The sequence below is a fragment of the Aquiluna sp. genome (genome assembly GCF_965064355.1).
Genome location: NZ_CBCHRQ010000052.1, coordinates 1 through 10158 on the forward strand (window position 1 = coordinate 1; position 10158 = coordinate 10158).

The following is a 10158-nucleotide window of genomic DNA, read 5'->3' on the forward strand; positions in this document are numbered from 1 at the left end:
GTAGCTGAGGCGGGGCACGATCCCGCGACCTCACGATTATGAGTCGTGCGCTCTAACCAACTGAGCTACTCAGCCTCGAACTGCAGTAAGTAAGCTCACTGTCGATCGAGCCCCGAGACAGGATTGAACTGTCGACCCCTTCCTTACCATGGAAGTGCTCTACCACTGAGCTATCGGGGCGTTAGCCTAAAAGGCAACCGCAAAAGATTAGCACTAGCGGTGGGCGCTAGGCAAACGCCAAATTTAGAATCTAGTTTCCCAACTTGGCTGATACCTCAGAGACCATCTGGCTCCAGATGTCTTTTGGTTGCCCTTCTACTCCGAGCAATCGAATCTGAGCGATGCCAAGTGGACCCCATACGTGCTGCATTAGGGCAGCATCTGGGATGCCAACACTGACCTTGGAAGCCTCCATGAAGCCGCGCATCACAGGATCTTGAATCTCACCTTGAAAGGCATCTGTAACTGGCTGTCTGCCAGTTGTCTCAAAGATCAGCTGCTGAGCTGAGTCCGAGGCTAAAAGCTCTAGCAAGGCGTTTGCTTGGTCTGGATGCTGAGAGTTGCTGTTTAGGAAAAACGCTCTCGATGCACCAAATGGTGAAGCCGCTTCCCCGCCGGCCGAAGGCATTGGGTATGCGGTCAAATTGAAAGTCACACGCTCTTTGATTGCAGGTAGTGACCACATGCCGGTGTGAAAACACGGAGTCTGTCCGGTTACAAAAAACTCAGTTGCTGCGGTGTAGTCTAGCTGCGGGAAATCCATTGAGTTGCCCCTGAGCCAAGAAGCTAATTTCAAACCGGATTCGCCAGACAGTGCGAACTCGGTGCCGTACTCACCTGAGTCGGTTCTTTGGAAAAGCTCCACTCCGAAAGACGACTGCACCGACTGCAACAGAAATGGGTCGCCACCTGGATTGATAGGAAGCTTTACTCCCTTGGCAATTAGGTCTTCCCAACTATTCGGTGCGCTTGAGACTTGATCGGCATTGCAAATAAGCGCTGCGTTCTCGGTTGCATAGGGAAGGCCGTAGTTGACTGCTGCTCGGGTGAATACCTGAGCGACGGAATCGAATGGCTCCATTGAGTAAAGCGGGACCTGGGCAATCGCGCCGCTTGCGGCCCAAGTCGAAACCCATTCATTGGAACCAATAACCAAGTCAGGGCCGGTTGGGGCTTGAATCGGAAACTCGGTCTCTAACGCATAAAAATCTTTGACGACAATCTCAAGATTGTTGCCGGTGTCCATTTTGAACTGCTCGGCAAAAACCGCAAAGCTCTCGCTTAGTTCTTGGTCTATCCAAACCTCGACGGTGATGCCCGTGCTGGGTGCAGCTGCGGTTGGAGAGGGAGTAACTGCAGTAGTCCCACCGGTGCAACCAGCCAATGCAAGCACAGTCGCTAGACCAACCAAGATTCGCAATTTTGACCCCAAGTTCTTAGGACTCAATAATCGCAGGTAATCCAGCAACTAAGCGGTTAGCCCTTCACGGAACCAGAAACTAGACCACCGATGATGTAGCGCTGAGCAAATAGGAACAGCGCAACCAGTGGCACTGATGCAAGGATGGAACCTGCGGCAAATGGTCCCCAGTTGGCACCAAACTGCGCACCAACGAAGGACTGCAAACCAACCGCAACAGTTCTTAGGTTTACGTCCTGAAGGAACAAGCTCGCGAGCACAAACTCGTTGAATGTTCCGATGAAGGACAGAAGTGCGGTAACCGCGAGAACCGGAGCGGATAGCGGAACGAAGATCTGCCAGAAGATCTGGAATGGCGTCGCGCCGTCAATCTTGGCTGCCTCATCCAACTCCATTGGAATGGAGTCAATAAAGCCCTTGAGCAACCAGGCGTTCACGCCCATTGATCCACCTAGGTAGATAAGCAGCAGACCACCGTGGCTACCCAAACCGATGGCCGGGAAGATGGTGTAAATGCGCTCCATCATCACGTAGATGGCAGCGAGTGCCAAAAACGCTGGGAAAACCTGAATCAAGAGCAGGGTCTGCAAACCAACTTTGCGACCCTTGAAACGAAGTCTGGAGAAAGCGAAGGCCGAGAATGCGCCAACCACAATCGACAGAATTGCATTGAGTGCAGCTAGGTAAGACGAGTTCAAAATCCAAGTCATAAACGGGATGGTTGGAGAAGAGAACAAAGTCTCGTAGTTCACCCAGCTAAAGCGCTGCGGCAGAAGACTCGAAGAAGCCAAACCACCGGTTGGGTCAAAAGAGCTGATGATCACCACGTAGATCGGGAAGATCGAAAACAGAATCAAAGCCCAGGCGTAGATGTGACGCCAAGCCGCAGATCTAAGGTTTGTTCGCTTCATTTAAATCACCGATTCCAATACCTTTGAGCGCCTTAGGCTCCAAAGCGATAGGCCACCAACAATGAAGAACATGATCACGCTGATTGCCGATGCCAAACCAAGGTTCTGCTCGGCAGAACCAAAGGCGGTCTTGTAGGCGTAGGTAATCAAGATGTCTGTAGCACCGGCAGTCTCACCAGCCAGCACATTTATCGGACCACCGTTTGTCAATAGATAAACGATGTTGAAGTTATTGAAGTTGAATGCGAAGGATGCAATCAGAAGCGGCGAAAGTATCTGCAGCAACAGTGGCAGCTTGATACTTGCCATGATCTGAGCCGGGCTTGCTCCATCGATTGAAGCCGCCTCCTCTAGTTCGCCCGGCAGGGCCTGCAAAGCGCCAGAAGAGATTAGGTAGAAGTATGGGAAACCAAGCCATAGGTTCACAATGATGATCACGAGCTTGGCCAAGGTCGCATCGTTATACCAGTCGATCTGCGAACCTAGAACTTGGTTCACCGCACCGAAGTCACGGTTGAACATACCGTTCCAAATCAGAATCGACATAAAGCTTGGGATTGCGTAGGGCAAGATCAAAATCGATTTGTAGAAGCGCTTGAATCGAAGTGGCTTGTCCATAGCGATTGCAAGTGTGAGACCCGCCGCAAACATGGTTGCGACCGTGATCAGCGCGAAGGAGAAGGTCCAGATAAAGACGTTGATGAATGGGCCGCGAATCACCGGGTCGGTAAGCAAGCCAACGTAGTTCTCCAGTGGGCTGAATGCTCTCCAACCGGGGAACAACTTCTCTTCTGGGTTCGCCTTGTTTACAAAGTTGCCCTCGCCGTTATCGACATAGGTGATGTCGTTTACCGAGTCATAAAGTTCGCCGGTGGCCTGATCCAAGGTGAATGCTTGGATCATCAAAAGGGCTGCGTCCAAGGACTCTGGGCGAATGAACTTGCCCTCCCCCATGTCAAAGCGCAGGTCGATGATTTCAGCCTCTAGGGTTGCTGCCTCATCGAAGCCGATTGACTCAAAGCCTTCAAAGCCAACCGCGGTGCCGTATTCATCAAGCTGGACCTGGTCAGCCTCCAAAGCGGTTGCAACGCCATTAGCGCCAAGGTATGGAGTCATGGTCATCTGATCGGTCAAAAGTGCCGCGACTTCGCCTTCGTAGCGACCCAAGGTCATATAGAAGGCGGTGAAACTTTCATCCGGAACATATCCGGTTTCATAAATCTGAGCTAGAGCCTCATCACGGGTGATTTCATTTCCAGTTTTGTAGACAAACCCCGACATAAGGACCGTGTACAAAATTGGAGTAACCACAAAGATTGCAAGGAGCACTATTCCTGGGAGCAGGAACTTTAGCGGGACAAGGCCCTTTGAGCTGTAGACCACAAACGATGCGATCAGTACCAGGGCTAAAACGCCACCGATTAGATTTTCGCCGGCTAGAAAAGCAACGAACATCATGTAGCCCAGTCCAGATGCGAACAGCGCCATGATGATGATCTTGACCACCATGGGTCCTAGCCTCAAAGGCTGCGATTCTTGCTTTTTCTTTGCCATTTTTTTATTGCTTCCAAAGTGATGGGGGCTGGTTCCCTAAGGAGCCAACCCCCACACCTTCAATTGGTATTACTTACTTTGATGCGTTAGCGAAGTTCTTCTTCAGAATCACTGCTGCTGCATCCAAGGTGGCGTCGACAGAGTCACCCTTAACCAACATGTTGGTCAAAGCTGAACCTACGGTGTCGTACCAGTTAGAGCCACCGGTCTTGTCGTCCAACCATGCGCTGAACTGAGGGGTACCGGTACCAGCTGCGGTTGCGATGCCCTTGGTAGCGGCGTTCTTCACTGCTGCTGCTGCCTTGGTGTTGGCTGGTGGGCGGTCGCCGGCAGCGTACATCTGTAGCTGACCAGCAGAGGATGCCATCCAGTCGACAACTAGCTTCTTAGCACCTAGCTCAACACCGTGGGTGCGAGCGTAAGAGGTTACCCAAGCGCCAGAGTAGTTAACCCACTGTGCACCCTTAGAAGTAGCGGTTAGGCCAGGAACTGCGCCAAGGGTGTACTTGACACCTGAGGCATTAATGCCGTCTAGGTTCCAAGCACCAGTGTTAGCAGCAAGCATCTTGCCAGCCTTGAACTCGTCTGCACAGCCATCCCACTTGAAGAAGCCGTTTGACTTGCCGTCAGAACCAACTAGGTACTTCTTGACGTTTGCCTTGAAGGCGTCGCTGTTGATTAGAACCTTGTTTGCATCTGGGTTGTTGCTGGTGAAGCCATAGGCTCCGCCACCAAGTGCGGTGAGGATTGGGTGAGCGCCCCATACACCTTCAAATGCACAGATACCACCGGTAACCTTGCCGGCTGCCTTCTGGGTCTTGTATACCTCGAACATTGCGTCGATGGTCGCTGGAGCTGATGCACCGAATGCGGTGTTCCAGTACATGGCGGTGGTGTCAACATCTAGAGGTACACCGTAGGTGCGCCCCTTGTATGACAGTGCCTGCTTTGCACCAGAAGGGATCTCGCTCTGTGCGGCCTTCGAGTAAAGAAGTGGAAGGACCTTACCGCTCTTAGCAGCAGCGTTGAACGATGCTGGACCGGTTAGAACATCTGGACCACCAGCGGCAGTTGCCTTGTCCCATGCGCTCTGCAAAGCGGTTAGAGATGCAAAGAACTTGACCTTGATGACGTATCCAGGTGCGATGGAGGTGTTTCCATCGATCAGGCTCTTTAGCTGTGGGCCACGAGTCTCGTCTGCCCAAACGGTGATGGTCTTTGGAGCAGCCTGAGCTGGTAGAAGACCTGCACCCAATAGTGAAGCGGTGGCGATGACTGCGGCCGCAGCCTTAAAGCCACGTGAGGTGAACTTCATTGGTTACCTTTCGTTGATAAAAATTTGCGGTACCGCAAACAACTACTAGTGAACTCTTGGTAAACGATAGGGTCAAATCTGCAAACGCTTACATAAATAACAAGTTGATAACAAGCCCTACTTTTAGGGAAGCAACAGTAATTAAGTGAAAACGCTTACAAGCCAGTCGGCTAGCAACTGTAATCGTTTACAGACCAATTGCGACTCGCTCTAGAGCCTCTAGAACCACGCCAAACTAGGTCATAAGCTTCTGCCTATGTCTGAAAACTTGCTGGTCCCATCCAGCCCCGGTGCAGAGTGGTGGCGCTCAGCCGTCATCTACCAGATCTACCCACGCTCCTTCGCCGATGGCGATGGCGATGGTATTGGTGACCTAAACGGAATCGCACAGCGAATGGGTGAGCTGCAGGAACTTGGCATTGACGCCATTTGGTTCTCACCGTTTTTCAAGTCTCCGCAGAAGGACGCCGGTTACGACGTTTCCGACTACAAGGACATTGATCCACTGTTCGGAACCCTTGCGGATTTTGATGCGATGCTAGCTAAAGCCACCGCGATGGGCATCCGCGTAATTGTTGACCTAGTTCCAAACCACTCTTCTGACCAGCACCCACTTTTCCAGGCAGCACTCAAGGCCGGCAAGGGCTCTAAAGAGCGCGCGATGTACATGTTCCGCGAGGGTAAGGGTAAGAAGGGTGAGCTACCTCCAAACAACTGGGAGTCGGTATTCGGTGGTCCTGCTTGGACTCGGATCGAAGATGGCCAGTGGTACCTGCACATCTTCGATTCCTCTCAGCCTGACTTTGATTGGGATAACCCAAAGGTCGTTGAAGAGTTTGAATCGGTACTTCGCTTTTGGCTAGATCGCGGCGTTGCGGGTTTCCGCATCGACGTTGCCCACGGCCTAGTGAAAGAGCCTGGCTTGCCAGATGTGGTTGAGAACAACTCCACCATGACCGGCATCAGCGATGAGCTGAAGGACTACCAGCACCCGTTCTGGGGTCAGCCTGGAGTTCACGAAATCAACAGGAAGTTCCGCAAGGTCCTCGACGAATACGAAGACCGTGCGATGTGTGGCGAGGCTTGGCTGTCAACCATCCCAAAGATGGCGCAGTGGGTAAGACCCGGCGAGTATCACCAGACCTTCAACTTTGGATACCTTGGCTGCCCTTGGGACAAAGACGAACTTCGCGATGTCGTTGATGAGTCACTGGCTGCCTTTGGTGGCGTTGGTGCTCCAAGCACCTGGGTGCTTTCAAACCACGACACCATTCGCCACGTAACCCGCATGGCCTACGACGAAATCCCTAAGCAGGGCGATGGAATCGGCCCTGACTACCCGCAGCCAGATGAGGCCCGTGGTCAGCGCGTTGCTCGCGCTGCCAGCGCATTCATGCTTGGTCTACCTGGTGGCGCATACATTTACCAGGGTGAAGAACTTGGACTTCCAGAGCACACCACCCTGGAGGGTAAGTACCGTCAAGACCCAACCTACTTCCGCACGAAGGGCGAACGAGTTGGTCGCGATGGTTGCCGTGTTCCAATTCCATGGGAGGCAGATGCACCGGCACTTGGCTTCAATGCCACCGGAGAGTCCTGGTTGCCACAGCCTTCGAACTACAAGATCTACGCTCGTGCATCGCAGCGTGGTGTTGCAGGTTCCACCCTCGAGCTTTACAAGCGCCTAATCAAAATCCGCAAGGCTAATAAGCTTGGTCACGGCAGCCTGAAGTGGGCCGATGAACACGCTGGCAAAAACTCACTCGCCTACATCAACAACGGTGTATTGGTTTTGGCTAACTTCACCGGAAGTGCAATCTCGCTTCCAAAGGGTGAACTGCTTGCCACCACTCAGCACGACCTAACCATCGAGGAGGTACTAGAGCACGACCAGGTTGCCTGGATTAAGCTCTAGTCATGCCGTTACACCTAAGCCAAGAAGGTGCTCAATGGTGGCGCTCAGGTGTCATCTACCAGATCTATCCGCGCTCATTTGCTGACGCAAATGGCGATGGCATGGGTGACCTAAAAGGCATAACCAATCGGCTTGTTGACCTGCAAAGACTAGGTATCGATGCGATTTGGCTAAGCCCTTTTTACCGCTCTCCGCAAAAAGATGCCGGTTACGACGTCTCTGACTACGTAAGCGTTGACCCACTTTTTGGAAACCTCGAAGATTTTGATGAGATGGTTGCAGAAGCTCACCGACTCTCTCTTCGGGTGATGATTGACCTAGTCCCGAACCACTCCTCCAGCGAGCACGAGTGGTTCCAGAGAGCCCTCAAGGCAGCGCCAGGTTCCAAAGAGCGCTCCTACTATCACTTCAAAGACGGCAGGGGTGAAAACGGTGAGCTTCCTCCAAATAACTGGCAGTCGATGTTTGGTGGTTCAGCTTGGACTCGCGTCGAAGATGGGCAGTGGTATGTCCACCTATTCGATTCCTCGCAGCCGGATCTGAATTGGGAGAATCCGGTTGTTCGAGAAGAGTTTGAAAACATTCTGCGCTTCTGGCTTGACCGCGGAGTGGATGGCTTCCGAGTAGACCAGCCGCACGCGATGGCCAAGGCAGAAGGGCTTCCAGATCACCCTTATGTTGAAGAGGCTGGGGCTGGATTTATCGAGGGTCGCGAGAACCCTCCAATGTGGTTCCAAGATTCAGTTCACCAAATCTTTAGAGACTGGCGCAGGATTCTAGATAGCTACCCAGGTGACAGAGCGATGTGTGGCGAGGCCTATGTTTTGCCGCTTAGCTTTATGGCCCTTTGGGTAAGACCGGATGAATTCCACCAGACCTTCAATTTCAGATTCTTGGATGCCGGTTGGGAGAGAGAAAAACTAGTAGCTGCTATTGACGAGTCCTTCGAGGCATTTGATGCTGTCGGCGCTCCAAGCACATGGGTGCTAAACAACCACGATGTGCTTCGGCACGTTTCCCGCTTTGGCGGTGACTACGGTCGCACCACCGCCTCCGACGGAGTTGGCCCAAACAACCCACAACCAAACAACGTTCTTGGTCTGCAAAAGGCAAGGGCTGCGACGCTGTTCATGCTTGGACTGCCAGGCGCTAGCTACCTCTACCAGGGCGAAGAACTTGGCCTTCCAGACCACACCACACTCGCCGACGAGCACCGCCAGGACCCGACCTTCGCAAGGACCCAAGGCCAAAGGGTTGGCCGCGATGGTTGTCGCGTGCCACTTCCGTGGGAAATGGGCAATGCCTCAAATGGTTTCAACCAAACCGGCAAAGCATGGCTGCCACAACCTCAAAGCTACGCAGCCCTGTCTCGCGACCAGCAGCAGGGCAAAGAGGGCTCAACGCTCACGATGTATCAGCAGGCACTGAAACTTCGCAGCGAGCTGAAACTTGGCGAAGGATCTTTTGACTGGGTGTCCAAAACTGACGCTCTCAGATACCAAAACGGGAGCCTGCAGATAGTCCACAACTTCTCCAGTGAGCCAATAAAGCTAACCGGAGAAGTTGTGATTAGTTCTATGCCGCTGGGCAAAGACGGAAGTCTTTTGCCCAATGACACCGCTTGGGTTTTGGTCTAGCCAAATTTAGGAGCGGTTAGCTTCTTTCTTGGCCACCAGAACTTGTCACCCGTCATAAATGCGAGCGCCGGAACCACAACGGTTCTCACCAGCAAGGTGTCAAGTAGCACACCGATGCAGACAATGATTCCGATCTGGTACAGAGCGATCAGTGGCAATACGCCAAGCACTGCGAATACCGCTGCCAGCAAAATACCTGCCGAAGTAATAACTCCACCGGTCGCACTCAGTGCTCGAACCATGCCCTCACGTGTGCCGTGCTTCACAGCTTCCTCTTGAGCCCTGGAGACCAAGAAGATGTTGTAGTCAACACCAAGGGCCACTAGGAACAAGAAAGAGTAGAGGAACACGCTTAGGTCAAGCGCTGGGAGTCCAAGTAGCTGATCAAAGATCAACCAGCTGGCGCCCATCGAAGCGAAGAACGATGCCACCACTGTGGTGAGTAGCAGGATCGGCGCAAGGAGTGAGCGAAGTAGCAATACCAAGACCAAGAACACCAAGATCAAGATCAGTGGGATAACCAGCAGCTGGTCACGCTCGTAGGTTGACTTCACATCCAGGGTCTCTGCATCCAGACCACCAACAAGTGCGTTAGCGGATTCCAAAGTTGCAAGCTCGGTGCGTAGGTCGCGAATCGACTGGTAAGCCTCTTCAGAACCACCGGTAGCATCTAGCACCACGCTCAGTGCGACGATCTCACCATCGGTTTCACCTACGGTAACTTCAGCCACACCCGGGACCTTCTTGGCAACCTCTGCGGCTTCAGCCTCAAAGCCCTTGTCCACAATCACTGTGGTTGGGGAGGTGGCACCAGCTGGGAATGCTTCACCAAGAATTTCCTGACCGTAAACAGCTTCTGGCTTCTCGCGGAACTGCTCGGTGGATGCAAGACCAACCTGAATGCCGCTGGCTCCAATTGCCAAGCCAGCCAAAATCAAAACACCGACCGAGGAAATGATTGCCGGACGCTTGCTAACTGCGCGACCAAGCTTGCCCCACAGTCCATTTAGACTCTTGTTCACTCCACCAAAACGTGGAACGAATGGCCAGAACAAGCCACGACCAAAGACCACCAGTGCTGCAGGTAGCACGACAAGTGCGGAGATCATGGCAATCACGATTCCGGTTGCACAAACCAAACCGAGAGTTCGGTTACCACCAAGTTCAGCGAGGGTAAGGGTTAGAAGCGCCAAGGTGACTGTTGAACCGGAAGCGATAATCGCAGGCCCTGCACCCTTGAGCGCCTTGGCCATTGCCACGTGACGGTTTTCTTCAAGCAGCAGCTCTTCGCGGTAACGAGCAATAAGTAGCAGGGCGTAGTTGGTGCCAGCACCAAATACCAGCACCGACAAAATTCCAGTTACCGAACCATCTGGCACCATTCCAAAGAAGGTGGCAACCTGGCG

General features: G+C 52.9%; 7 protein-coding genes and 2 tRNA genes. 2 read left to right on the forward strand and 7 right to left on the reverse strand.

Going from position 1 to position 10158, the window contains the following annotated elements; translation table 11 throughout:
* Position 1: 1 nt before the first annotated feature.
* The 6 genes from AC128V_RS05290 to AC128V_RS05315 all read right to left on the reverse strand — a co-directional run bounded on the left by AC128V_RS05290 (position 2) and on the right by AC128V_RS05315 (position 5200).
* Positions 2-75, reverse strand: a tRNA-Met gene (locus AC128V_RS05290).
* A gap of 33 nt (positions 76-108) precedes the next feature.
* Positions 109-180: transfer RNA gene (locus AC128V_RS05295), tRNA-Thr, on the reverse strand.
* A gap of 70 nt (positions 181-250) precedes the next feature.
* The gene (locus tag AC128V_RS05300; protein ID WP_482763639.1) at positions 251-1420 is read right to left on the reverse strand and encodes a sugar ABC transporter substrate-binding protein; all 1170 of its coding nucleotides are present in this window, start codon (positions 1418-1420) and stop codon (positions 251-253) included.
* Positions 1421-1476: 56 nt separating this feature from the next.
* Positions 1477-2331, reverse strand: coding sequence for a sugar ABC transporter permease (locus tag AC128V_RS05305; protein WP_482763640.1), 855 nt, complete (start codon positions 2329-2331; stop codon positions 1477-1479).
* On the reverse strand, positions 2332-3885 hold the full coding sequence (locus AC128V_RS05310; protein ID WP_482763641.1) for an ABC transporter permease subunit: 1554 nt from the start codon (positions 3883-3885) through the stop codon (positions 2332-2334).
* 73 nt (positions 3886-3958) lie between these two features.
* On the reverse strand, positions 3959-5200 hold the full coding sequence (locus AC128V_RS05315; RefSeq protein ID WP_482763642.1) for a sugar ABC transporter substrate-binding protein: 1242 nt from the start codon (positions 5198-5200) through the stop codon (positions 3959-3961).
* Between the two features lie 256 nt (positions 5201-5456).
* Between AC128V_RS05315 and AC128V_RS05320 the strand changes: the two genes are divergently transcribed.
* Together AC128V_RS05320 and AC128V_RS05325 are read left to right on the forward strand one after the other, a co-directional pair.
* Complete coding sequence (locus AC128V_RS05320) at positions 5457-7115, forward strand: glycoside hydrolase family 13 protein (RefSeq protein WP_482763643.1); 1659 nt, start codon at positions 5457-5459, stop codon at positions 7113-7115.
* 2 nt (positions 7116-7117) lie between these two features.
* Entirely contained in the window at positions 7118-8752 is a 1635-nt protein-coding gene (locus AC128V_RS05325; RefSeq protein ID WP_482763644.1) for a glycoside hydrolase family 13 protein, read from the forward strand.
* Here the strand turns inward: AC128V_RS05325 and AC128V_RS05330 are convergent.
* On the reverse strand, positions 8749-10158 hold a 1410-nt coding region (locus AC128V_RS05330), incomplete at its 5' end, for an MMPL family transporter (RefSeq protein WP_482763645.1). The genes AC128V_RS05325 and AC128V_RS05330 overlap by 4 nt on opposite strands.

Bases quoted from the DNA above. Each gene is read 5' to 3' on its own strand.
- AC128V_RS05305 (WP_482763640.1), bottom strand. From the start codon at position 2,331: ATGAAGCGAACAAACCTTAGATCTGCGGCTTGGCGTCACATCTACGCC.
- AC128V_RS05310 (WP_482763641.1), bottom strand. From the start codon at position 3,885: ATGGCAAAGAAAAAGCAAGAATCGCAGCCTTTGAGGCTAGGACCCATG.
- AC128V_RS05315 (WP_482763642.1), bottom strand. From the start codon at position 5,200: ATGAAGTTCACCTCACGTGGCTTTAAGGCTGCGGCCGCAGTCATCGCC.
- AC128V_RS05320 (WP_482763643.1), top strand. From the start codon at position 5,457: ATGTCTGAAAACTTGCTGGTCCCATCCAGCCCCGGTGCAGAGTGGTGG.
- AC128V_RS05325 (WP_482763644.1), top strand. From the start codon at position 7,118: ATGCCGTTACACCTAAGCCAAGAAGGTGCTCAATGGTGGCGCTCAGGT.